Source organism: Paenibacillus sp. JT31N7 (assembly GCF_059692095.1).
Genome location: NZ_JCAUAT010000011.1, coordinates 41,774 through 63,760, shown reverse-complemented (window position 1 = coordinate 63,760; position 21,987 = coordinate 41,774). Strand labels below are relative to the sequence as shown.

The following is a 21,987-nucleotide window of genomic DNA, read 5'->3' as shown; positions in this document are numbered from 1 at the left end:
GATGGCGGAAGGGAACCACGCGTACCCATCCCGAACACGACCGTTAAGCCTTCCAGCGCCGATGGTACTTGGACCGAAGGGTCCTGGGAGAGTAGGACGTTGCCAAGCACAAATAAAACCTTTTCGAACCCCAATTCGAAAAGGTTTTTTGTTGGTTAAAGATAAATTTAAAATAGCACGAGAAGAAGACCGGTCAAAGATAGAACCTCTGATCCGATCTTTTTTTTGTGCGGCACAGTTTCTAGCGCAGTGTGGTGTCGCAAGACGGTTACCACCCATCTCGATTTAATTTCCATTTCTAAAACATATAATTTCCATTTTTGAGACGCCTTTTTACCAATTTTATTTCCAGGGATTCTAATTCTCAAGCCACGAAGACCTATTGCTTGTAGCACGAAGTTTCATTAGCGCGAAGGCGCAGCCAGCCGATCTGATATTGTTTTCGGAACATCAAAAACATATAAAACCGTCCCCCTAAAATCCACAAATGCACAAACAAGATATTGGATAAGGCTGCAGCGCTGAGCCAAGGATACAGAAGCAATATACCGGCGAAACCCGAGATCAGCAGGTGCAGGTGAAGACGGACGAAAGACCGAAGCATCACGTACTGCGCAGGAATGTAGCCCGTCCAAAGATGAGCAAGCCGGAAAGACCAGCCTTGTGGCTCCGATTTTCTAACAAAATGAAGATACCCGCGGATTGCCAGCATATGAAGAAGTTGAACGAAAATATAGCCGAGACACAAAGAGAGCAGGCTGCCTGTAACCAGGGCTTTAACAGCCCATACCGCGGCAAACGCGTAATAAACGCCGAGCAGCAGGAGATGATGCGGAATTCGTCGAAGAAGGGTGTACGTGTAGATGATCGCATCGCTGGAAGTGTTTTTTTTCAAATTGGAAAGCCTCCGTATAAAGCATCGTTGTCCTAGTCAGTATCTCATAAGTAGGGTACTCTATCTATATCGGATATAAGGCCCAGATTTTTAAAGATTAAAGGCGAGAAAGCTCGCTGCAATGAGAGCTTTGCATACATGCAAAAGTGCCAAACCCCGTACATACGTGGAGCGAGGCCGAACGCGACGTGCTTGCAACCTTTCTTTTGTGTCTAAAAGAATCGTAAACCGGACATACTGCTAATAGGAAAAAAAGTAGAGGTGATCCGTATGGAAGACCCGGTTCTGGTGAAATGTATCGTGTGCGGAGAAGAAAAGCAGGAAGGCATTCAGATCGCTTCGGAATTTATCTGCGATGCTTGCGAGGCTGAAATTGTACGCACGGATGTGATGGATGTCAAATATTCTTTTTTTATCCGGCAGTTAAAACAGATTTTTTATAAGCAAAACGCCTGATATCGGGCGCCGAAAGATACTAACGATTGAAATATGCCTTGATTTTCAGGACGGCTGACAGGTATGCTTAATTTACTTCATGAATATAGGATTTCAAAGGATGCTTGGATATGCCAAATCGCGAAAACGCGCCCCTTTTCGAAAAAATGAGGGAGCATTATGAACGAAGACCGGCCAGTTTCCATGTACCCGGTCATAAATCAGGCAGGGGAGCGGACCGTGAGGCCGCTCCTTTTTTTGAGCCGCTGATGGCGCTCGATTATACTGAAATCAGCGGCCTGGACGATCTCCACCAACCCGAAGAGGCGATCCGCGAGGCGCAGGAGCTCGCGGCGGATTGTTTCGGGGCGGAGGAGACGTTTTTTCTCGTTGGCGGCAGTACGGCCGGCAACCTCGCCATGATCATGTCGCTGTGCGGGCCCGGCGACATTCTTCTCGTGCAGCGCAACGCCCACAAATCCGTGCTTCACGGATTGATGCTGGCTGGCGCGCACGCGGTGTTTATTTCCCCACAGGCCGACGGGGAAAGCGGTATACCCGCCTCCGTCAGGCTGAGCGACGTCGAAGACGCGCTCTCCCTGTATCCGGAGGCGAAGGGGCTGCTGCTGACCAATCCGAACTATTACGGAATGGGAGTGAATTTGCGCCCCTATGCCGATCTGATGCACAGGCACGGCCTGCCGCTGCTGGTGGACGAGGCTCACGGGGCGCATTACGGCTTTCATCCGGCACTGCCGGAGTCCGCGCTTGCTTGCGGCGCCGATGCCGTGGTCCAATCCACCCACAAAATGCTTACGGCGATGACGATGGGGGCGATGCTTCATCTTCAGCATGACCGGCTGGACCGGGAGAGAATACGCATGCTGCTTGCGATGCTGCAAAGCTCCAGCCCGTCTTATCCGATCATGGCTTCTCTTGATCTAGCGAGGAGACAGGTTCACCTCCAAGGCGAAAGCCGGATTGAAGAAGGGTTAAAAGCCGTGCAAAGACTTCGTGACGGGCTGGAGGACATATATGGTTTTAGACAGTTAAAACATCATTCGGAACATGCCGCATACGAGTATCTGGATCCGTTCAAGGTGACGATATACGACGGGACGGGAACATTGAGCGGCTCCGAGCTGCAAGGTCTTTTAGAAGAAGCCGGATGCTTTGTTGAGCTTGCTGCGGATAAAGCCGTTCTGCTTCTGTTGACGCCTGCCTCGACAATTGGAGATGCGGAGAGAGCGTTGGGAGCCTGTGGAGCCATTTCCAAGGAATACTTGACAAATAAGCAGGAACTTCCGGGCATCAGCCCGAATAGTATGTATAAGCCTCTTCTTAACTCCGTTTCCAAGCCCGTTCCCATGAACATACCCGTTATCCGAGACAGGAAGAACAGCGTACAGGACTCTGTATGCGTCATGCCGGTTGAGAGTTCCGCCGGAAGAAGATCCGCTGAGATGGTGATCCCATATCCGCCCGGAATTCCTTTGCTGTATCCTGGAGAGCTTATTCAAGAGGATACGGCGGCCGAGCTTAAGCGGCTGGCCGATTCGGGAGCGAGATTTCATGGAAGTCGGGAGGCGGCGAAGGGCTGCCTGAAGGTTCTGACGGATACTCCGGAGGATACCCGTATAAGCAACATAGAATAACTTCCGGCCGGAAGGTTGGTTTCGTTTTTATTTTTAGGAGGGTAATGTGAAAGAACTATTTCTTACATTCGAGGGGCCTGACGGATCGGGTAAAACGACGCAGCTGCGGAGACTGGCCGAATCGCTGCAGGCGCTCGGATATGATACAGTCGTGACGCGGGAGCCGGGAGGCACACCGATCAGCGATCACATACGCAGTCTTGTTCTTACGCCGGATTACAAGGAGATGGCGGATCATACGGAGGTGCTGCTCTATGCCGCATCGCGTGCCCAGCATGTCCGGGAATTTATCGTACCGGCGCTGAAAGCGAACCGTATCGTGCTCTGCGACCGTTTTGTCGATGCGAGCCTGGCTTATCAGGCCTATGGACTTGGAATCCGCTTCGATGAGGTGGCGGCCATTAACCGTTTCGCGACCGGCGGCCTGGAGCCTACGCGTACGTACTTACTGGATGTTCCGGTGGAAACGAGCCGCCGCAGGCTGTTGGCAAGGACCCAGTCAGCCGGCGGAGAAGGCCTTGACCGGATTGAACAGAAGGGCGAGGCGTATCACACCCGTGTGCGGGAAGGGTTTATGAAGATCCTGGAACAAAATCCGGAACGGATTTGTCTGATTGACGCAGACCGCACCCAGGATGAAATTGCCTGTGATATTTTGCAGGATTGTAAACAACTGTTAGATCGTGTCTTTTTTCCAAAGCCTGAGGTATAATGAAAGAGGGGGATCTGCGATGAAACTCGTAATCGCCGTTGTTCAAGACAAAGACAGCAATCGTCTTTCCAATGCTTTGATCAAGGAAGGGTTCCGTGCAACCAAGTTGGCCAGCACCGGCGGTTTTCTGCGTGCGGGCAACACAACGTTCATGATCGGTATCGAGGATGAGCGGGTTCCGGAAGTTTTCAAAGTGATCAAGGCTAACTGCAAAGTCCGTGATCAGCTTGTGACGCCGGTATCGCCGATGGGCGGTACGACAGATTCATATATTCCGTTCCCGGTTGAAGTTCAGGTCGGCGGTGCCGCCGTATTTCTGCTTCCGGTCGAACGTTTTGAGCACTTCTAAACCGGCAGGAACCGACCGACGGAACCCGCCAATACGCAACAAAAGGGGAGCATGAAGCTTGAAAATCAACCCGGGGTGGCAGCCGATCGGTAAGAACGTAAAGGTCCCTGAAACGGCGCCGACTCTTCAATCGCCTCCCAAAGACTTTTCCGCCTTTATGCTCAAGCATGATGAGAAGGTCACCATGGAGCAGCTTAACCGGATGCTTCAGCAGATCGGGCTCCAGGGTGACCGTCTTTCCAGATCCATGACACTGCGGGAGCTCCGGCAGTACAAGCTGCTGATCAAGCAGTTTCTGGAGGAAACGGCCCGTCAGGGCGTCGGCTTGCGCGAAACTCGCGGATGGGACAGGAGAGGCCGGACGAAGAGATACAAGCTGCTGGAGGAAGTAGACGGCGCTCTGCTCAGCATGGCGGACGATCTGCTTGAAACCGAGCAGGGACGGCTGGAAATTTTGCAGCGAATAGGCGAAATACGAGGCATGCTGATCCACTTTTTATTTTAAAGACAGTGGAGAATATACAAAATGTCTTTTCAAACGATCCCAGGCCAGGAAACGGCCAAGCGCATATTGCAAAGCGGCTTGCGGCAGGATAAAATATCGCACGCTTATATATTTAGCGGCCCGGTAGGTACAGGGAGGAAGCAAACGGCCCTTATGCTAGCGAAAGCCATCTACTGCACCAACCTCAAGGATGACGCCTGCGGGGAATGTCTGGAATGCAGGAAGGTCGAGCATGGCAATCATCCGGATCTTTACCGAATTGAGCCTGACGGGGCTTCCATCAAGATCGATCAAATACGTGAACTGCAGAAGCAGTTTGCCTACCGTTCCGCAGGTTCAGGCACGAAGTTTTATATTCTGAACCAAGCGGAGAAAATGACCGTTCAGGCTGCCAACAGTCTGCTTAAGTTTTTGGAAGAACCGAACTCGAAAGTCGTTGCGGTACTCATTACCGAGAACGGACATGCTCTGCTGCCGACCATCCAGTCCCGGTCTCAATGGATTTCTTTCACACCCATGCCGCGGGCCGAGATGGCGAGAGTGCTGCTGGAAGAAGGTCATCCCGCTGCGCTGGTGCAGCCTGCCATTCATCTGACGGCCGGCATACAGGCGGCCAAAGAAATGATTCAGACAAATGGGTTTGCCGAAATCCGCAGCACAATGATACAATTGTTGAGGGAAACGCTGACACGTTATCCGTCTTCCTTTGTTACGCTGCAGCAGAAGTGGATCAAAGCCGGGCTGGCCGATCATACGGCTCTGCTTTTCGATCTCATGATTTTATGGTTGAAAGACATGGTTTCCCTGCGAATCGGTCGCAAGGAGAATTTCGTATATATCGACCAGATGGACTGGATGGGTCCGCTGTCGTTCAAGAGGGAAACCGGAGAATGGGTGCGTTTACTGGCCCGGGCGGTTGAACTTCAAAAACGGCTGCGCTTCAATGCCAATCCGCAGCTGGTCGTCGAGAAAATGCTAGTGGACATACAGGGGGTGTAACATGTATTCCGTCGTAGGTGTCCGCTTCAAAAAGGCGGGCAAGGTGTATTATTTTGATCCCATTGACCTTCCTGTGGAACAAGAGAACGCCGTAATCGTTGAAACCGCTAGAGGCATCGAATATGGTAGAGTGGTCATCGGAAAGAAAACCGTTCAAGAGAACGATGTTGTCCTTCCGCTCAAGAAAGTCATCCGGATTGCGAATCCGACTGATGCCCAGCTTGTTGAAGAGAACAAGAAAGCGGCCAAAGATGCTTTCGGGATATGTTTGAATAAAATCAAGGATCATCAGCTCAAAATGAAGCTGGTGGACGTGGAATATACATTTGACCGCAACAAAATAATTTTTTATTTTACGGCTGAGGGAAGGGTCGACTTCCGGGAGCTGGTTAAGGACCTGGCGAGCATTTTCAGAACGCGTATCGAACTCCGCCAAATCGGAGTACGGGATGAAGCCAAAATGCTGGGCGGTATCGGACCATGCGGCAGAATCTTGTGCTGTTCCTCCTTCCTGGGGGATTTTGAACCGGTGTCGATTAAGATGGCCAAGGACCAGAACCTGTCGCTGAATCCGACCAAAATTTCGGGATTATGCGGCCGGCTTATGTGCTGCTTGAAGTTCGAGCATGACAACTACGAAAGCGCCAAAGACAGCGTGCCTTCCGTAGGAACTTATGTGATTACCTCACTCGGCAACGGCAAGGTGCTTTCACTGAATATGAACGAAAAAACTTGCAAGGTTCAGCTGTACGATATCGGCAAAATAATGGATCTTCCTTTTGACGATGTAGCGGAGCAAGACTAGTTAACGGATGCGGGAAGCGTTACTTGAGGTGAGACAGTGGAGAAACATGAAATGTTTGCGCAAATCGACGGTTTGGAAGAACAGATCGGAAAAGCATACGCGGAGCTTGGCGATTTGAAGAAAACCATCATTTCTTTGCTTGAGGATAATCAAAGGCTGATGATGGAAAATCAACAGCTTCGCAAATTGCTGAAGCAGGGGGATGCCGAGGAGACGGACTCCCAACCGGAGAAAGGCGTTGAGCCTGTAATCGGAGAGGGGTACGACAACCTGGCCCGTCTGTATTATGAAGGCTTCCATATCTGCAATGTCTATTACGGACACCTGCGGACGGAAGGAGACTGTTTGTTCTGCCTGTCTTTCTTAAATAAATAACGTAAGCCGTAGGGAATTTTTTCTCTACGGTTTTTTCCATATGGGAAATCCGGTTAAAATAAAGGAGGAGTCCGCGTGCAGGTTGCACTGCGTGAATCGGAGCGGATCGACGATCTGCTGACACATGATTTGAAAATCATTCAAAGCGAAGAGGTATTTGCTTTTTCTTTGGATGCGGTTTTATTGGCAAGGTTCTGCACGGTGCCTCCACGGGGCAAAATTGTGGATCTGTGCTCAGGCAACGGAGTGATTCCCCTTCTGTTGTCTACGAGGACATCCGCGGCCGAGATCTGGGGCGTCGAAATCCAGGAGCGCTTGGCAGGTATGGGGATGCGCAATATTGAGCTGAACGGTTTGCAGGAAAGGCTTCACATGGTACATGCTGATCTCAAGCAGATTCACCGGACGCTGGGAGCTTCACAGTATGATCTGGTGACGGTCAATCCGCCCTATTTGCCGGTCCCGGCAGGCGAACAAAACCGCAACGAACATGTAGCTGCCGCAAGGCACGAGCTTTTCTGTACCCTGGAGGATGTGGTAGCGGCTTCCGCTAAACTGCTCAAAGCCGGAGGCAAGATGGCCATGGTACACCGGCCGAACCGGCTGGTCGATATTTGTACATTAATGAGACAGTACCGCGTCGAGCCCAAAAGAGTCCGTTTTGTCCATCCGCGGCAGGGGGAAGAGGCGATGATGGTACTGATCGAAGGCATCCGTGACGGCAAAGCGGATATGCGAACCCTTCCGCCGCTCTTCGTTCACGAGGAGGGCGGACGGTACTGCGGCGAACTTCATGCCGTATTCTACGGGGAGAAGAGTGAGCTGGAAGCAGGCGGGCAAAAGAGCCCGGAAAACGAAAGAAACCGAGGATAATCCGTCATGAATTTTAACATACAGCGAAGCTATATAATGAAGAAAGACGATCTGCGCACAATCGGGAAGGAGGGGGATACGGCGCATACAGCGGAGAATGTGAAGGATCAAGCGGCGTTAGAACCGGAAAATTCACTGATTACGGAAAGTCAGGCCGGTGCTGAAACGCTCCACAAAGAACCGTACGGCCATAAGGCCATCTCATCTCCACCGGAAGAGATTCAGGGGAGGGGCCGCAGCCGTAAAACGGAGAAGTCGGCCGGCACGGGAATGCTTTATCTGGTCGGCACTCCGATCGGTAATCTCGAAGACATGACCTACCGGGCCGTCCGCATCCTCAAGGAAGCGGACCTTATCGCCGCGGAGGATACACGCCAGACCCGCAAACTGCTGACTCACTTCGACATTTCCGGAAGACTCGTCAGCTATCACGAGCACAACAAGCAGGCGAGCGGCCCGGAGCTGGTCCGGCTCATGAGCGAGGGGCAGACCATCGCGCTGGTCAGCGATGCGGGGCTGCCCGCCATCTCCGATCCCGGGCACGATTTGGTCCGGCTGGCAATTGAAGCCGGAGTTACGGTCGTGCCGATCCCGGGAGCGAACGCGGCCTTGTCGGCCCTTATCGCCTCTGGGCTGCCTACCGATGAATTCACCTTCATCGGGTTCCTGCCGCGCGATAAGAAAGATCAGCAGCGGGAGCTGGCGAGGCTGGCGCCCGCGCAGGGCACGCTGCTGTTTTACGAATCCCCCCATCGGGTTGTCCGTACGCTCGAGCAGATGCTCGAATCATGGGGGGATCGGGAGATCTGCCTGGCGCGCGAATTGACGAAGCGCTATGAGGAATTCGGACGCGGCCGGATCAGCGGGGCGCTGGCCCATCTCGGCGAGCATCCGCCTCAGGGCGAGTACGTCGTCCTCGTGGAGGGACGCAGCGCGGCCGAAACGGCGGAGGCGGAAGCCGCGTGGTGGAAGGAGCTTTCGCTGGAGGCACATGCCGCCCATTACATGGAGCAGGGGCTTAACAAGAAGGAAGCGATCAAAAAGACCGCTTCCGACCGAGGCCTGCCGAAGCGGGATGTCTACAACGAGCTGCTTCGGAATTAATCTTCCGGCGGCAGGGAAATCATGCTGGGGATCGGGGGACTGATTGTTGGTCACCGTCGTGTGACGCTGCACCCAGCGCCGGAAGCGCGCGGTGTGTAATCTTCCGGCAGGGCGCGTTCTCGCCTGAGCAATAAGGAACACGCGGATAGGGCAGAGCCGATCTCAGGATTTCCGCTTCCGGAGCCTCAAATGGAGCTAAGGTGGATAAGCGGCTGTTAGTCTGGGCGGCTTCATCCACGTCGAGTGAACGCTTGCTGCTCGGCGGAGCATTCTATGCAGAGGCGCTGGGGCACTTTCAGCGGCTCCTGTTTCCCTCAAGTTCCGGGCGGGTCGTATACTCGTATCTGCAGAAAACTTTTCTACATCTCCGGACATAAAAAAATGTCCCTAATCCATGGCAGTGGTCTGCCGGGATCAGAGACGTAGAGGAGATATGAAAAAGGTTAGAATTACCAATGGGAACTTTGCTAGTTCTTATTATATACTATTTTTCTTACTTTGTCACAGGTATTGGCATTTCATTTAAACATTCGTGACAAACAATTTTTCCTTTGAAATAAGTCACATTTTCAGCGTTGCCGCAGAAGATACAAGCAGGCTCATATTTCTTGAGCATGATGCGCTCGCCGTCTACATAAATCTCCAGCGCGTCTTTTTCACCGATACCAAGTGTACGGCGAAGTTCGATTGGAATAACGACACGCCCCAATTCGTCAACTTTTCTTACAATACCTGTGGATTTCATCATATATAAAAGCTCCTTCCAATCTACTGAAATAATTAATCGTCATTATTCGACATAGTTTTCGATATTTATGATACCAAGCATTCCCAAAATAGTCAACCCAAAATTGGTCTCTAATTGCAGTTTTTATATTTAATGAATTCTTTATGAATTGCCGAATTCCTCCTTAACCCTTAAAAATAAGTGGATCCTTTGCAGTTAACCGCTTTCTTTCCAACTGACAATTGTTTTATTTTTGTGACAAGTACCTCTTGGTTTGGAAAATGGCCAGTAACATTATTCGACAAATTCCTTGTTTAAATGGTCAAATAGTCGGCTTTTATGTCGAAAAGGAGGCGGAAAAATGATAGAAGAAAAAGTTTTTAAAGACCCTGTCCATAAATATATTTATGTGCAGGACCGTACGGTATGGGACCTCATCAACACCAGGGAATTTCAGCGGCTGCGGCGTATCCGCCAACTGGGTACTTCGTTCCTGACCTTTCACGGCGCGGAGCACAGCCGTTTTTCTCACTCGCTCGGCGTTTACGAGATTACGAGAAAGATTATTTCTCAGTTTGAAAGAAATTCGTATGCCGACTGGCCCGAAGAGGAAAGGCTCCTTTGTTTATGCGCCGCCCTGCTGCATGATGTCGGTCACGGCCCCTTTTCCCACTCTATAGAAAAAGTATTCGGAACGAATCACGAAAATTGGTCCTGTCGGATCATTTTGGGTGACAGTGAAGTGAATCAGGTGCTTTCCAGAGTCTCTCCGACGTTTGCTCATGACGTCGCCGGTGTCATTTGCAAAACGTATCGCAAGGAGATTGTAACGAGTCTCGTCTCGTCCCAGCTCGATGCCGACCGGATGGATTATTTGCTGCGGGATGCGTATTTTACGGGTGTTAATTACGGAACTTTCGATCTGGAGCGTATTTTGAGGGTAGTCCGGCCTTATAAAGGGAAAATTGTCGTAAAAGAGAGCGGGATGCATGCTGTTGAAGATTATTTAATGTCCCGTTATCAGATGTACTGGCAGGTTTATTTTCATCCGGTTACCCGGAGTGCGGAAATTTTGCTGGGGAAAGTTCTGGAGTGCGCCAAAGCGCTGTTCGAAGACGACTACTCGTTTAAATTTATGCCGGAGCCCATCCTTCATCTTTTCCAAGGAAAATTGTCTTTGGAGGATTATTTCCTCCTGGACGAATCTTTGATGCAGACGGTTCTCATGTATTGGAGTATGGAAAAAGACCCCGTGCTGGCTGATTTGTCCGGCCGTTTTCTGCACCGCCGTTTGTTCAAATTCTCGGCCGTGGAAGAATGGGACAAAGAGCTCCTGACGGAATTCCGCGACGCTCTGGAGGAAGCCGGGTTTGATGCGGATTATTACCTGGAGCTGGATTTCCCGTCGGACCAGTCGTATGACGTTTACCGGCCCGATACCGGCAAGGAAGACAAACAGCCCATTCTGCTGCTTGACGGCCAGGACAAACTGACGGAAATTTCGGCGCGCTCCGAAATCGTCAAATCGATCTCGGGCATTCACATGGGGCAGCACCGTATTTATTATCCCGCCGAATTGTTTGAAAGAGAGGGTGGCAAGGTTGCGGCCCTCCGTAGGAAGCTGTTCAACGCCTAATTCAAAAAACAGACGAAATAAAAGGAGTTCCCGTTATGCTGACCGATACTCATACTCATATGAACAATGAAGCTTTCGATGAAGACCGCGATGAAGCTATCCAAAGGGCGTGGGATAATGGAGTAACCCGGATTGTTAACGTAGGGTTCAACCGCGAAACCATTCCTTCTTCCATCGAGCTTGCCGAGAAGTACGATTTTATATGGACGACTGTAGGCTGGCACCCGACAGATGCCATTGATATGCAGCCGGGCGACCTTGAATGGATCGAAGAACTGTGCAGGCACGAGAAAGTAGTGGCGATCGGGGAGATCGGGCTGGACTATCACTGGGATACGTCCCCGAAAGATGTGCAGGCAAAAGTGTTCCGCGAGCAGATCCGCCTTGCACGAAAGGTCGGGCTCCCGATCGTGATCCATAACCGCGAGGCTCATCAAGATATCGTCGATATCCTGAAAGAAGAAAAAGCCGCCGAAGTCGGCGGCATTATGCACTGCTATTCCGGCAGCTGGGAAACGGCGAAGAAGTGTCTGGATATGAATTTTCATATTTCCTTCGGCGGGCCCATTACGTTCAAAAACGCCAAGCAGCCCAAGGAAGTCCTCAAGCAGGTGCCGCTTGACCGCCTGCTTATCGAAACGGATGCGCCTTATTTGACGCCGCATCCGTTCCGGGGCAAGCGCAACGAGACGTCCTATGTGCGTCTCGTTGCGGAAGCGGCCGCCGAGCTGCGCGGCATGAGCCTCGAGGAACTCGCCAAGGTGACGACGGACAATGCCGTGCGCCTACTCGGCCTCAAATGAAGCGGTAAATTTCCGCTTCATTACCGTGGCGCAAAGCACGAGGCCAAGCGCGAGGCCCGCGAGCGGAGCGGTTGCATAGACGCCCGCTCCGCTTAACAGCATCAGCAGGGTAAAAACGAACCCCTGCAGGATGAAAGCGGCGCTGATGATCCGCACCACGGCGTCCACTTTCCGGCGGGGATCTACCGGATAAGTCTGCAGCCAGAACGTGTAGCGGTGCGATTGTTCCAGCGAAGTAAGCTGGATCACCGAGATGAACATGGCCACGAGGCAGACGGCGGCGGCAACCTGTGCGGATTGAACGGCCGCGGCCGCCAGACCGGCGACAAGCGTGATCCGGACGACGATGCCGAGCAGCTCCGAACGGACAAACGTCTTCGTGAAGAGATACAGATAAAGAGATGAAGACCGGAACGAATACCGGTCCGCAATGCCCGCCAGCCATCGTCTCTGTTTTACCCGCACAGGTAGCTGGGGCACATCGGCGAAGCCGCTAAAAAACAAGTACAGCCGGTACTGCTGCTTGCGCTCGTTGTCGATGAGATAATCCCAGGCGACGCCGATTGCCCGCCGTCCGGGCCCAAGCCTGTACACGGCTATCCAGACGGCAAGTCCAGTCAATAGAACGATCCCGCCCGGAAGCGGACCCGTTCCGAACAAGGCGAATACGACGGCTGCGCTTAAGATCCAGCGGTAACCCGCCGAGACCAGACGCCATCCGGGAGATGAAAAACGGCCTTCCTGCCACGATCCGAGCAGGTTGGCTATTTTTATTAGAAGAACAAAAATCGCCATCAGCCACAAAGGCTGTCCTTCCGTACCCGTGCAGTGTTTGTACAAAGGCCAAATAATCAGCATCAGAATGAGGGAGCGTGCGGCCTGGATCCCTAAACTGTAGCGGAAGGCCGCCCGGAAGAACACGTTCATAACGGGTTCCAGCGGAAGCAGAAACACCCGGTCCGCATTCCTTAGGAGCGTGCGCACAGAGCCGGCTGCAAGAGCCGGAACGAGCACGAGCAGAACGATCCAGATATAGGGAAAAGATGTCGGAAGCTGTTGAAGTATTTTTGCGTAATAATAAGAAGAAACGATAAAAATCAGGAAAAGAAAACCGAAAAACTGGCTTCTTGCGACATAAGCCCAGTAGCGGGACGTTTCCTGCCGGTAATGGTCGAATCTCCGCTTCCACAGCTGCCGGACTGCTGCGGCCGTACCGTCTCTGTGAACGGCTGCTTCGTGGTTCATGCCGGATTCCTCCGCACCAGCTCATAGAACAGCTCGTCAAGCGTCGCATCGGACAGCCCGGTTTGTTGTCTCAGTTCCTCCAGCGTGCCTTGGGCAAGAATCCGTCCCTGATGGAGAACGACGAACCGGTCGCAGTATCTTTCGATCGTGGCGAGGATGTGAGAACAGATCAGGAAGCTGGCGCCCCGGCTCTTGAAGTCCGCCATAATGTCGAGAAGAGAACGCATCGCCAGCGGGTCAAGGCCCAGGAACGGCTCGTCAATGACATAAAGCGCGGGCTCGACAAGAAACGCATTCATGATCATGACTTTCTGCTTCATCCCTTTGGAAAGCTGGCCCGGGAAGCTTTTGCGCTTAGGCTCCATCTGGAACTCGCTCATTAGGCGGCCGGAACGTTCCTGGTACACTTCCTTCGGAATATCGTAAGCCATCGCCGTCAGTTCCAAATGCTCTTCAATCGTGAGATCGTCGTACAATTCGGGAGACTCCGGTACGAAAGAATACGAGGACCGGTATCCCAGCGGGTCTTCTTCCAGGGTCCGGTTACGGATGCGGACGCTGCCTTCCTGGGGCTTCAGGAGCCCGAGGATGTGTTTGATGGTCGTGCTTTTTCCCGCTCCGTTGAGTCCGATCAGACCCACCATTTCACCTTGTCCGACTGTAATATCGAGATCGCGGAGAATCGGTTTTCCGGGCAGATAGCCTCCGCTGAGACGGGAGATGTGAAGAATTGGATCCATGCCTTCACCTGCTTTTCTTCAATCGGTTATTGCGGCTTTCGGCCATTTCGGGCTGATTGCCGTATCTTTTATTATAGTCAAAAAATGCCTGGAAGCCCAATGCCCAAGCGGAACGGCGGAAATGGAGGAAACTAGGAGTGAGATAACGGGAGAAAAAAGGAGAACGACTGCAAGATAATTAGATAAATGCCGTTGGTTTGGTTAAATTTGCTTATTTTTAAGGAATATGACCCCTTTACAGGTTGGATATTTGAGCGTAATATACTTTCATGATAACTTAATAAACGCCAAGTTTTAACGCTGAGTTTCCGTAAAAGGAAAACGGGGGAACCGCTGTCAAGGTCGGAACAGTTTTGGGCCGATACAACAGGAAACAATTTGGGGTGAATCTCAATGGCAGGTGCAGGCAGCACCGCCGGCGAGTAGGGCAGCTCTCACGGCCCGAATCCGTCAGCTAACCTCGTAAGCGTACCGGGAGAGATAACCAACTGTCGTGTCATTCTGTTTAGTCGCGCTCACACACAGGCCACCGGGAAGCTTTCTCTTTCCGATGGCCTTTTTTGTTCCATATCGGACGGGTATCCGACCCGCATACAGGTAAACATCAAGCGGAGGTGGTGCAGACCCCGTGAGACTGAGAGCAACCGGTCAGCCGGCGGGAAAGTAGCCAATTGCAAGGGTTCCGTTAGGAACCACCAAATAAACCTAAGTCGCGTCCAATCATCATGCGTATCACAGAGGCGAGGCTTTGAAGGAGGACCGAAGAAGTGGGCAATATCTCGCAACCAGAGACCCATGTTAAGCGATCATCCAGCATGTCCTTCGCATTGCGATGGAAGCATGAAAACTTGCGTATGATCATCCTTGCAGCTATCATTTCATTCGCTTTGACTTTCATGTTTTTGGTGTTGTTATACGGTACGGCTGGTAAAAGCGTATCATTGGTGGTAAACGGACGAGAAACCGTTGTGGAAACAAGACAATGGGTCCTGCAACGCCTACTGGATGAACAAGCCATTACAATCGGTGAGCACGATCAGATATCTATGCCGCTGGACGGCAAGATTCAAGACGGTCAGAAGATTGTCATCGATCATGCATCACCCGTGCAGCTAACTGCCGACGGGCAGACACAAACTGTGCATACCACTGCGAAAACGGTAGATGAAGTTCTGCAAGATTCAAATATTTCGCTGGGAGAGCACGACAAAGTGACTCCGGCCAAAGACACGGAGCTTTCAGCCAATGCGGCTATCGAAGTTGTCCGGGTGAAGAAAGAAACGGAAGAAATTTCGGAGCCCATCGCATTCAGTGTGGTCAAGAAATCCAATGAGGATCTGCTGAAAGGCAAAGAGCAGGTCGTACAGGAAGGCCAGGAAGGCGTATTGGTCAAAAAGAAAGAGAAGATTTTCGAAAACGGAAAACTCGTATCCGAGCAGGTTATCGATCAAGCAGTCAAAAACGCCAGTGTGGATAAGATTGTGGCTGTAGGCACAAAAAATCCGGTCGTTACGGTGGCAGCCGCATCCGAACCGGTTAAGCCTAAGCAGGTAACTAAAGCAGGTACCGACATAGACGCGAAGAAAATATTAAAGAACGTTACCTTGACCGCATACTCTTCCCAAGAGCCGGGCGTTGGTAACCGGACCGCCAGTGGAACGAAACCAGTGCAAGGCCAGACGATTGCCGTAGATACATCAGTCGTGCCGTTAGGCTGGTGGGTGTACATTGAAGGCATCGGATACCGCCGTGCAGAAGATACGGGCGGTGCTATTAAAGGCCAGAAAATGGACGTATATTTCGACAGCATGAGTTATGCCAAGACTTTCGGTGTGAAACGGGGATATACCGTTTATGTCATCGGTCCGAATAAACCGACACAAGATTAGGATAACATGTTACCTGAAACGAAGATTTACAAACCGGTAACAAACTGTATGCAAAAAGAAGAGGGACACCCTCTTCTTTTTGTGCGCTTAAGAGAGGATAAAGAAGATGATCAAAGAAATCATTGTTGTCGAAGGAAAAGACGATACTACCGCCATCAAGCGGGCGGTTGAAGCGGATACGATCGAAACGGGAGGATCGGCAATCAACCGGGCCATTCTGGACCGCATCCGGCTGGCCCAGGAGCGCCGAGGGGTCATTGTCTTCACGGATCCGGATCATGCGGGAGAGCGCATCCGTAAAATCATTTCAGGCAAGGTCCCCGGCTGCAAGCACGCTTTTCTTCCCCAGGAACTTGCGGAGAAGCGCGGCGACATCGGAGTCGAGAACGCGACACCGGAGGCTATACGGTCCGCTCTGGCGAACGTAAAGACCGAATATGAAGGTGTCGTGTCTTTGCTGACATGGGAAGATCTGATTGCCGCCGGCCTCGTTGTTCATCCCGATGCCGCGGCCAGACGGCTGGAAGTAGGAAAAAAGCTCGGAATCGGGTATTGTAATGGTAAGCAGTTTTACAAGCGCTGCGCCGCTTTTCAAATTTCCCGGGAAGAGTTCGAGGCTGCCATAGAGCAGCTGGACCGTCCGGATCAATAATTTACGTACAGGCAGCTTTCGTCAGGAACGGAAGTTTGGAGGATGACTATGAACTTAAATGAACAAGGCAGCGGCCCGTCCTTTGCTTCTGAAGATGTGGCAACGCCCAAACGCACCAAAGATATTCTAAACCGGCACAATCTGGTGCTCAAAAAAAGTCTGGGACAGAACTTTCTTACGGACGGCAACATTCTGCGCAATATCATTTCCGCGGCGGAGCTTACTCCCGAGAAGGGGGCGCTGGAGATCGGGCCCGGAATCGGCGCTCTGACCCAGCAGCTGGCGAAGGAAGCCGGCCGCGTCGTCGCAGTGGAGATCGACCAGCGTCTGCTCCCCATCCTGCGGGAGACGCTGACGCCCTATCCGACGGCCGAGGTCGTCCACGGCGACGTGTTGAAGCTCGATCTGAGGCAGCTGATCGAGGAGAAATTCTCCGGCTTGTCCGGAATCAGTGTCGTCGCCAACCTTCCGTATTACATCACGACGCCGATCATCATGAAGCTGCTCGAAGAGAAGCTTCCGCTCGAAAACATCGTCGTGATGATCCAGAAGGAAGTGGCGGACCGGATGGCGGCCAAGCCGGGCGGCAAGGAGTACGGCAGCCTCAGCATCGCCGTACAATTCTATTGCGAAGCGGAACTGGTTACGATCGTTCCGCGTACCGTTTTCGTGCCACAGCCCAACGTGGACTCGGCTGTGATCCGCCTGCGTCTGCGCAAAGGGCCTCCAGTCGAAGTGGCGGACGAAGACTTCTTCTTCGAGGTGGTACAAGCCAGCTTTGCGCAGCGGCGCAAAACGATCTATAACAACCTCGGAGCCCGGTTCTTCTCCAAAGAGAACAAGCGCGATTTGGAGGCTCTTCTGCTGGAGGCGGGCATCGAGCCCAGCCGCCGCGGCGAAACGCTCAGCATGGAGGAATACGGCCGCGTAACGGAAGCTCTGCGGAACTGCCCGACCTGCAGCAAATAAAGCGGGCTAATCACCAATTGCCCATCCCTGCCATACGATAGGCTTAGGAGGGGATGGCTTCATGAGGCAAGGCGATCTGGCGACCCGCAAATCCTACGGCAACGATATCATTTTTCGAATCCAGGAGATCGATACGACAAGGGCGATTCTTCGGGGCGTCGATTTTCGCCTGCTGGCGGACGCTCCCATTGCTGATCTATCCCGCATAACGGTCGCCCGCGATTCGGATTTTCCCAGAGTGAATTTGCCCAGGGTAGGCGAGACAATCCGCAGCATCCGCCAGTTTCGTCAGGAGCTGTATCAGCTCAACGATGATCTGGTGCGCAATAAGCTGCCCGAGAATACGCAATATTTCGAGATGCCGGGTAAAGTCCTGCATCTGGACGGCGATCCGAACTATCTGCGCAAAAGCATGAATCTGTACGGGGAGCTCCGCATTCCCGCGGAGGGCTTCTATGTAAACGAATCTCAGATGGCCGTCACCCTGCAGCGGCTCCTTCCGCAGGTAAAGCCCGATATCGTCGTTGTCACGGGACACGACGGACTGCTGAAAAACAGAAAGAAGCTGGACGTACACCAGCTCGACAGCTATAAAAACTCGCTTCATTTCGTCAGAGCCGTCCAAGTTGCGCGGCAGTACCAGAACAACCGCGATGCGCTGACGATCGTGGCGGGGGCCTGCCAGTCCCACTTCGAGGCGCTGCTGCAGGCCGGAGCGAATTTTGCAAGCTCTCCGGCCCGGGTGCTCATTCATGCGCTGGATCCCCTATGTATAGCGGCCAAAGCGTCCTACACATCGATTCGGGACACCGTGTCCATGGCCGATCTGGCCAGCGTTACGGTAACGGGGCTGGACGGCGTCGGCGGCATTGAGACCAGGGGGAGCTACCGGATGGGTGTGCCCAGGCTTGTGAACCTGACTGCGGAAGCCACCGTATAAGCTTCTGGCAGGGCGGCTAATGAAGCCGAGGGCGGGAAGCGGTGCCCTAAGGCCTGCGGAATAAAGATGCGGCTTTAGCACCTGCATGGCGTTTAAAAATAAGCGTACAGAACCATGTATCTTGGATACAAGGGGCTGTGCGCTTTTTTATATGATTTGGTTTAGGCCAGAGAAGTTGGGTCTGTAACGAACCGGCGGACCTTAGGAAAAGGCAGTGGTGCATAATTCTGCAGATTTTGACAAAAGCTATGCCTGTGAAAAGAAATAAAATTAGGATTTTATACCGTTGACAACGTATTTGTCTGGCTGATATAATATTTGGCTTGTTTGACAAACATGCTGTTTTGAGGTATAATAAACAGAGAAAGAGGTGGTAGATCACAATGGCTAAAAATGCGCTGTTGGAAATCAAACGCAGTCTTGAGCCTCATGTTGGACAGAAAATCATGTTGAAAGCAAATGGCGGCCGTCGGAAAACCATTGAGCGTTTCGGTGTTTTGGAAGAAACCTACCCTTCTGTTTTTATCGTAAAGCTAGACCAGGAACAACAATCATTTAAGCGGGTCTCGTACAGCTACGCGGATATTTTGACCGAATCCGTTGAAGTTACGGTTTGTGACGATGACGCAGCAGAAGAACTCCGCATCACGTATATACAGCATTAAGAACAGCGGCACTCCTATGGGAGCTGCCGTTTTTTGCTTTTCCAGGGTGCTTTTGTGCAAGGATTGTAGGGGACAAGGGATACGTTTCTGTCCATGTCCCGTTGCGAGTGAATGACATTCCGTTCCCGACGCATACTACTGGGGGAAACCTACCGCAACCGCACTCTAAAGGAGGAACTAAGATGAGCAGAAGAAGAAGGGGCGTCATGTCGGAGGAGTTTAAGTACGAACTCGCCAAGGACCTTGGTTTCTATGAGACAGTCGAGCGCGAAGGCTGGGGCGGGATACGTAGCAAGGATGCGGGAAATATGGTGAAAAGAGCTCTACAGATCGCCGAGCAGACCCTAAAACGCCGTCCGTAAACGGGGAGGCTGCTGCGCCGATTAAATGCCGAAGGGCATAGTAGAGGCTGAACTTCATCCGGCAAGGTTAGCTTAGAAAGATGCGGCACATTCATCGGAATGGAGTGATCGGGTCTGCCTGGAAGTTCCGGTCCGGAGTAAATGGCGGGTGAGCGATTTGCAGGTTCATCCTCTTATAGAAGCTAAGATAGTACTGGATAAGCACTGTTAAATACAATTGTTAATAAATAAGTAAACAATTGGAAAATGACCGGCCAGCCTGTGTTTGAAACGTGCCGGAAGCTTTAGCTTTTCTTAGAGGCATTTGCTATAATATGTGAAGCTATTATCGGCAAAGCGCCCAAAAGAAGGTGACCGTTGTGAAAATATACGAAAGAGCTTCGGCCAAAATCAACCTGTCCCTGGACGTGTTACGGAAACGGGAAGACGGCTACCACGAAGTGGAAATGGTTATGACGATGGTCGATCTGGCCGACAGGATCGAAATGCAGGAGCTTCCGCGGGATACGATCATCATTTCAAGTCAGGCCGGTTACATTCCGCTTGATGAGAAGAACCTCGCCTTCCAGGCCGCGAGGCTCATAAAAGATCGGTACGACGTCCGCAAGGGCGTCTATATACATTTGGATAAAAAGATTCCGGTGGCCGCGGGGCTCGCCGGAGGGAGCAGTGACGCCGCGGCTACGCTGCGCGGGTTGAACCGGCTGTGGGGACTCGGCATTCCCACGGAGGAGCTGCAGAAGCTGGGCGGCGAGCTAGGCTCGGACGTTCCCTTCTGCGTGACGGGCGGAACTGCGCTCGCCACCGGCCGCGGAGAGATTCTGCACCCGGTGGACAACCCTCTCCAGTGCTGGGTCATTCTCGCAAAGCCGCCTATCAACGTGTCCACCTCGGAGGTGTACGGCAAGCTGAATGCCGCGGGAATCAACCATCATCCGGACACTAAGCGGGTTTTGGAGGCTATCCGGCATAAGCGTTACGACGAGCTGTGCGGAAGTCTCGGCAACGTGCTCGAAGAGGTCACTCTGCAGCTGTATCCTCAAGTCCGGCAGATGAAAGAAGTGATGGAGAGGCTGGGAGCCGACGGCGTGCTTATGTCGGGCAGCGGTCCGACCGTATTCGGTCTTGTATCGAAGGAAGCGAAGGTTGCACGGATCTATAACGGGCTAAGAGGGTTCTGCAAGGACGTATACGCTGTCCGGATGCTCCCGTAAGCATCGGACATTCGAAATCAGTGCGATAGCTCCCGGTGAGGAGCTTTTTTTCTGCCCGGACGGGGGCAACCTTGTCCCGAATGTGACGTTTTCCTTGTATAGGTTGTACAAAGACGGACAAAAATGGTATATTCTCTTTATAATATTCGGTTTTTATTAGGGGTGCGTCATGAAAAAATTGAAGCGAAGCGCTCGGTTGGTTGAGATGACGCAGTATTTGTTGTTTCGGCCGCATACGCTCATACCGCTGACTACATTCGCGGAACGTTACAGTTCGGCCAAATCTTCAATCAGTGAAGATCTGGCGATTATTAAAGAGGTATTCGAGGACGAAGGACTCGGGGAACTCCATACACTTGCCGGCGCTGCCGGAGGCGTGAAATTTATTCCGAAGGTCGCCAAGGAAGCGTCGCTTTCATTCGTGCAGGATTTGTGCAATCAGCTTGAGCAGCCGGAACGCGTGCTGCCGGGCGGATTTTTGTATATGGCCGATATTATGGGGCGGCCGCAAGTATTGAACGAAATCGGCAAAACGTTCGCTACCGCTTTCGCGGGCAGAGAGTTGGACGTCGTGATGACGGTAGAAACCAAGGGCATCCCGCTTGCCTACGCAACGGCTTCCTTTATGAACCTGCCGGTTGTGACGGTGCGACGCGACAGCAACGCTACGGAAGGATCCGCCGTAAGCATTAATTATGTTTCGGGGTCCAGCAAACGCATACAAACGATGTCACTGGCCAGACGCACGCTCCAGGAAGGGGCACGGGTCCTGATCATTGACGATTTCAAAAGGGCGGGCGGCACGATTCAAGGAATGGTGGATCTGCTAAGCGAATTCAAGGCAACCGTCGGCGGAGTGGGCGTGTTCATTGAATCGAACGAGGTCGAGGAGGAGCTTGTGAAAGATTATATCTCTCTCGCTAAGCTGACCGGCGTCGATTCCAAAACCAAACAGGTAACCGTCATTCCTGGAAATTATTTCGATTCCGAATAAAGGAGAGATCTAAGTTATGCGTATCCTTTCAACGAATGAAGCACCGGCTGCCATCGGGCCGTATTCCCAGGCAGTACAGGTAGGCAATCTCGTTTTCACATCGGGACAAATTCCATTAAATGCCGAGGGCCAGCTCGTAGAGGGCGGCGTTACGGAGCAGACGCATCAGGTGTTCCGGAATCTTCAGGCGGTACTTAAAGAAGCGGGAGCGACTCTTCAGAACGTGGTCAAAGCGACTGTCTTCATCAAGGATATGAACCAGTTCGGAGCGATTAACGAAGTGTACGCTTCCTACTTCGGCGAACATAAGCCGGCGCGTTCTACCGTAGAAGTGGCAAGGCTTCCGAAAGATGTGCTTGTCGAAATCGAACTGATTGCGGCGATAGCTGTCGAAAACGTTTAAGAGGACATTTAATTTAAGGAAAATCTAAATTTTTCCTCTTT

25 protein-coding genes, 1 rRNA gene and 1 riboswitch are annotated in these 21,987 nt (G+C 52.1%); of the genes, 22 read left to right on the top strand and 4 right to left on the bottom strand.

Going from position 1 to position 21,987, the window contains the following annotated elements:
* Positions 1–108, top strand: a 5S ribosomal RNA gene (rrf, locus tag AC58P5_RS26945); the annotation flags it as partial.
* A 271-nt stretch (positions 109–379) separates the two neighbouring features.
* On the opposite strand, the gene AC58P5_RS26940 is transcribed toward rrf, so the two are convergent.
* Complete coding sequence (locus AC58P5_RS26940) at positions 380–895, bottom strand: hypothetical protein (protein WP_497392067.1); 516 nt, start codon at positions 893–895, stop codon at positions 380–382.
* 270 nt (positions 896–1,165) lie between these two features.
* Here AC58P5_RS26940 and AC58P5_RS26935 point away from each other — a divergent pair, with 270 nt between their 5' ends.
* From AC58P5_RS26935 to rsmI, 10 genes are all read left to right on the top strand, one after another.
* Positions 1,166–1,351 carry a sigma factor G inhibitor Gin gene (locus tag AC58P5_RS26935; RefSeq protein ID WP_009671897.1) on the top strand — a complete coding sequence of 62 codons (186 nt, stop codon included), beginning with the start codon at positions 1,166–1,168 and terminating at the stop codon, positions 1,349–1,351.
* A gap of 110 nt (positions 1,352–1,461) precedes the next feature.
* Positions 1,462–2,985: an aminotransferase class I/II-fold pyridoxal phosphate-dependent enzyme gene (locus AC58P5_RS26930; RefSeq protein WP_497392065.1), complete on the top strand. Its 1,524-nt coding sequence runs from the start codon at positions 1,462–1,464 to the stop codon at positions 2,983–2,985.
* Positions 2,986–3,031: 46 nt separating this feature from the next.
* Positions 3,032–3,697 (top strand): dTMP kinase, encoded by a 666-nt coding sequence (gene tmk / locus AC58P5_RS26925; protein ID WP_497392063.1) that lies wholly within the window; start codon positions 3,032–3,034, stop codon positions 3,695–3,697.
* 19 nt (positions 3,698–3,716) lie between these two features.
* On the top strand, positions 3,717–4,046 hold the full coding sequence (darA, locus tag AC58P5_RS26920; protein ID WP_009671881.1) for a cyclic di-AMP receptor DarA: 330 nt from the start codon (positions 3,717–3,719) through the stop codon (positions 4,044–4,046).
* A gap of 58 nt (positions 4,047–4,104) precedes the next feature.
* Positions 4,105–4,551 carry a YaaR family protein gene (locus AC58P5_RS26915; RefSeq protein WP_497392061.1) on the top strand — a complete coding sequence of 149 codons (447 nt, stop codon included), beginning with the start codon at positions 4,105–4,107 and terminating at the stop codon, positions 4,549–4,551.
* A 21-nt stretch (positions 4,552–4,572) separates the two neighbouring features.
* Positions 4,573–5,550 carry a DNA polymerase III subunit delta' gene (gene holB, locus AC58P5_RS26910; RefSeq protein WP_497392059.1) on the top strand — a complete coding sequence of 326 codons (978 nt, stop codon included), beginning with the start codon at positions 4,573–4,575 and terminating at the stop codon, positions 5,548–5,550.
* A 1-nt stretch (position 5,551) separates the two neighbouring features.
* On the top strand, positions 5,552–6,355 hold the full coding sequence (locus AC58P5_RS26905) for a PSP1 domain-containing protein (RefSeq protein WP_016424270.1): 804 nt from the start codon (positions 5,552–5,554) through the stop codon (positions 6,353–6,355).
* 36 nt (positions 6,356–6,391) lie between these two features.
* Positions 6,392–6,730, top strand: coding sequence for a DNA replication initiation control protein YabA (yabA, locus tag AC58P5_RS26900; RefSeq protein ID WP_497392057.1), 339 nt, complete (start codon positions 6,392–6,394; stop codon positions 6,728–6,730).
* A gap of 75 nt (positions 6,731–6,805) precedes the next feature.
* Positions 6,806–7,603: a tRNA1(Val) (adenine(37)-N6)-methyltransferase gene (locus tag AC58P5_RS26895; RefSeq protein ID WP_497392055.1), complete on the top strand. Its 798-nt coding sequence runs from the start codon at positions 6,806–6,808 to the stop codon at positions 7,601–7,603.
* A 6-nt stretch (positions 7,604–7,609) separates the two neighbouring features.
* On the top strand, positions 7,610–8,707 hold the full coding sequence (rsmI, locus tag AC58P5_RS26890) for a 16S rRNA (cytidine(1402)-2'-O)-methyltransferase (RefSeq protein WP_497392053.1): 1,098 nt from the start codon (positions 7,610–7,612) through the stop codon (positions 8,705–8,707).
* A 493-nt stretch (positions 8,708–9,200) separates the two neighbouring features.
* Here the strand turns inward: rsmI and AC58P5_RS26885 are convergent, their stop codons facing one another.
* On the bottom strand, positions 9,201–9,455 hold the full coding sequence (locus AC58P5_RS26885) for an AbrB/MazE/SpoVT family DNA-binding domain-containing protein (protein ID WP_009671874.1): 255 nt from the start codon (positions 9,453–9,455) through the stop codon (positions 9,201–9,203).
* 340 nt (positions 9,456–9,795) lie between these two features.
* Between AC58P5_RS26885 and AC58P5_RS26880 the strand changes: the two genes are divergently transcribed.
* Both AC58P5_RS26880 and AC58P5_RS26875 read left to right on the top strand, forming a co-directional pair.
* Entirely contained in the window at positions 9,796–11,070 is a 1,275-nt protein-coding gene (locus AC58P5_RS26880) for an HD domain-containing protein (protein WP_497392051.1), read from the top strand.
* A 35-nt stretch (positions 11,071–11,105) separates the two neighbouring features.
* Positions 11,106–11,873 carry a TatD family hydrolase gene (locus AC58P5_RS26875; RefSeq protein ID WP_497392049.1) on the top strand — a complete coding sequence of 256 codons (768 nt, stop codon included), beginning with the start codon at positions 11,106–11,108 and terminating at the stop codon, positions 11,871–11,873.
* Here the strand turns inward: AC58P5_RS26875 and AC58P5_RS26870 are convergent.
* A complete protein-coding gene (locus tag AC58P5_RS26870; protein WP_497392047.1) occupies positions 11,856–13,118 on the bottom strand; it encodes an ABC transporter permease in 1,263 nt (420 codons plus the stop codon). The genes AC58P5_RS26875 and AC58P5_RS26870 overlap by 18 nt on opposite strands.
* The gene (locus AC58P5_RS26865; protein ID WP_497392045.1) at positions 13,115–13,858 is read right to left on the bottom strand and encodes an ABC transporter ATP-binding protein; all 744 of its coding nucleotides are present in this window, start codon (positions 13,856–13,858) and stop codon (positions 13,115–13,117) included. The genes AC58P5_RS26870 and AC58P5_RS26865 overlap by 4 nt, the downstream gene beginning before the upstream one ends.
* 288 nt (positions 13,859–14,146) lie before the next feature.
* A riboswitch (cyclic di-AMP (ydaO/yuaA leader) is annotated at positions 14,147–14,341 on the top strand.
* Between the two features lie 284 nt (positions 14,342–14,625).
* Between AC58P5_RS26865 and AC58P5_RS26860 the strand changes: the two genes are divergently transcribed.
* The 9 genes from AC58P5_RS26860 to AC58P5_RS26820 all read left to right on the top strand — a co-directional run bounded on the left by AC58P5_RS26860 (position 14,626) and on the right by AC58P5_RS26820 (position 21,946).
* Positions 14,626–15,747: a resuscitation-promoting factor gene (locus AC58P5_RS26860; protein ID WP_497392043.1), complete on the top strand. Its 1,122-nt coding sequence runs from the start codon at positions 14,626–14,628 to the stop codon at positions 15,745–15,747.
* A 106-nt stretch (positions 15,748–15,853) separates the two neighbouring features.
* Positions 15,854–16,399 carry a ribonuclease M5 gene (gene rnmV, locus AC58P5_RS26855; protein ID WP_497392041.1) on the top strand — a complete coding sequence of 182 codons (546 nt, stop codon included), beginning with the start codon at positions 15,854–15,856 and terminating at the stop codon, positions 16,397–16,399.
* Between the two features lie 48 nt (positions 16,400–16,447).
* Complete coding sequence (gene rsmA, locus AC58P5_RS26850; protein ID WP_497392039.1) at positions 16,448–17,368, top strand: 16S rRNA (adenine(1518)-N(6)/adenine(1519)-N(6))-dimethyltransferase RsmA; 921 nt, start codon at positions 16,448–16,450, stop codon at positions 17,366–17,368.
* A gap of 61 nt (positions 17,369–17,429) precedes the next feature.
* On the top strand, positions 17,430–18,308 hold the full coding sequence (yabG, locus tag AC58P5_RS26845; RefSeq protein WP_497392037.1) for a sporulation peptidase YabG: 879 nt from the start codon (positions 17,430–17,432) through the stop codon (positions 18,306–18,308).
* 383 nt (positions 18,309–18,691) lie between these two features.
* Entirely contained in the window at positions 18,692–18,973 is a 282-nt protein-coding gene (gene veg, locus AC58P5_RS26840; RefSeq protein WP_009671869.1) for a biofilm formation stimulator Veg, read from the top strand.
* Positions 18,974–19,155: 182 nt separating this feature from the next.
* Complete coding sequence (locus AC58P5_RS26835) at positions 19,156–19,335, top strand: small, acid-soluble spore protein, alpha/beta type (protein WP_497392035.1); 180 nt, start codon at positions 19,156–19,158, stop codon at positions 19,333–19,335.
* A gap of 359 nt (positions 19,336–19,694) precedes the next feature.
* Positions 19,695–20,549 (top strand): 4-(cytidine 5'-diphospho)-2-C-methyl-D-erythritol kinase, encoded by an 855-nt coding sequence (gene ispE / locus AC58P5_RS26830; RefSeq protein WP_497392033.1) that lies wholly within the window; start codon positions 19,695–19,697, stop codon positions 20,547–20,549.
* A 169-nt stretch (positions 20,550–20,718) separates the two neighbouring features.
* Positions 20,719–21,543 (top strand): pur operon repressor, encoded by an 825-nt coding sequence (gene purR / locus AC58P5_RS26825; protein WP_497392031.1) that lies wholly within the window; start codon positions 20,719–20,721, stop codon positions 21,541–21,543.
* 16 nt (positions 21,544–21,559) lie between these two features.
* Positions 21,560–21,946, top strand: a complete 387-nt coding sequence (locus tag AC58P5_RS26820; RefSeq protein WP_009671871.1) for a RidA family protein — start codon at positions 21,560–21,562, stop codon at positions 21,944–21,946.
* The last annotated feature ends 41 nt before the right edge of the window (positions 21,947–21,987 follow it).

Excerpts from the sequence above, each read along its gene's own strand:
- AC58P5_RS26820 (WP_009671871.1), top strand. The coding sequence starts at position 21,560 with ATGCGTATCCTTTCAACGAATGAAGCACCGGCTGCCATCGGGCCGTAT.
- AC58P5_RS26930 (WP_497392065.1), top strand. The coding sequence starts at position 1,462 with ATGCCAAATCGCGAAAACGCGCCCCTTTTCGAAAAAATGAGGGAGCAT.
- rsmA (WP_497392039.1), top strand. The coding sequence starts at position 16,448 with ATGAACTTAAATGAACAAGGCAGCGGCCCGTCCTTTGCTTCTGAAGAT.
- rnmV (WP_497392041.1), top strand. The coding sequence starts at position 15,854 with ATGATCAAAGAAATCATTGTTGTCGAAGGAAAAGACGATACTACCGCC.
- AC58P5_RS26880 (WP_497392051.1), top strand. The coding sequence starts at position 9,796 with ATGATAGAAGAAAAAGTTTTTAAAGACCCTGTCCATAAATATATTTAT.
- AC58P5_RS26885 (WP_009671874.1), bottom strand. The coding sequence starts at position 9,455 with ATGATGAAATCCACAGGTATTGTAAGAAAAGTTGACGAATTGGGGCGT.
- yabG (WP_497392037.1), top strand. The coding sequence starts at position 17,430 with ATGAGGCAAGGCGATCTGGCGACCCGCAAATCCTACGGCAACGATATC.
- holB (WP_497392059.1), top strand. The coding sequence starts at position 4,573 with ATGTCTTTTCAAACGATCCCAGGCCAGGAAACGGCCAAGCGCATATTG.
- purR (WP_497392031.1), top strand. The coding sequence starts at position 20,719 with ATGAAAAAATTGAAGCGAAGCGCTCGGTTGGTTGAGATGACGCAGTAT.
- AC58P5_RS26835 (WP_497392035.1), top strand. The coding sequence starts at position 19,156 with ATGAGCAGAAGAAGAAGGGGCGTCATGTCGGAGGAGTTTAAGTACGAA.
- AC58P5_RS26870 (WP_497392047.1), bottom strand. The coding sequence starts at position 13,118 with ATGAACCACGAAGCAGCCGTTCACAGAGACGGTACGGCCGCAGCAGTC.
- veg (WP_009671869.1), top strand. The coding sequence starts at position 18,692 with ATGGCTAAAAATGCGCTGTTGGAAATCAAACGCAGTCTTGAGCCTCAT.
- AC58P5_RS26935 (WP_009671897.1), top strand. The coding sequence starts at position 1,166 with ATGGAAGACCCGGTTCTGGTGAAATGTATCGTGTGCGGAGAAGAAAAG.
- AC58P5_RS26875 (WP_497392049.1), top strand. The coding sequence starts at position 11,106 with ATGCTGACCGATACTCATACTCATATGAACAATGAAGCTTTCGATGAA.
- AC58P5_RS26865 (WP_497392045.1), bottom strand. The coding sequence starts at position 13,858 with ATGGATCCAATTCTTCACATCTCCCGTCTCAGCGGAGGCTATCTGCCC.
- AC58P5_RS26905 (WP_016424270.1), top strand. The coding sequence starts at position 5,552 with ATGTATTCCGTCGTAGGTGTCCGCTTCAAAAAGGCGGGCAAGGTGTAT.
- rsmI (WP_497392053.1), top strand. The coding sequence starts at position 7,610 with ATGAATTTTAACATACAGCGAAGCTATATAATGAAGAAAGACGATCTG.
- darA (WP_009671881.1), top strand. The coding sequence starts at position 3,717 with ATGAAACTCGTAATCGCCGTTGTTCAAGACAAAGACAGCAATCGTCTT.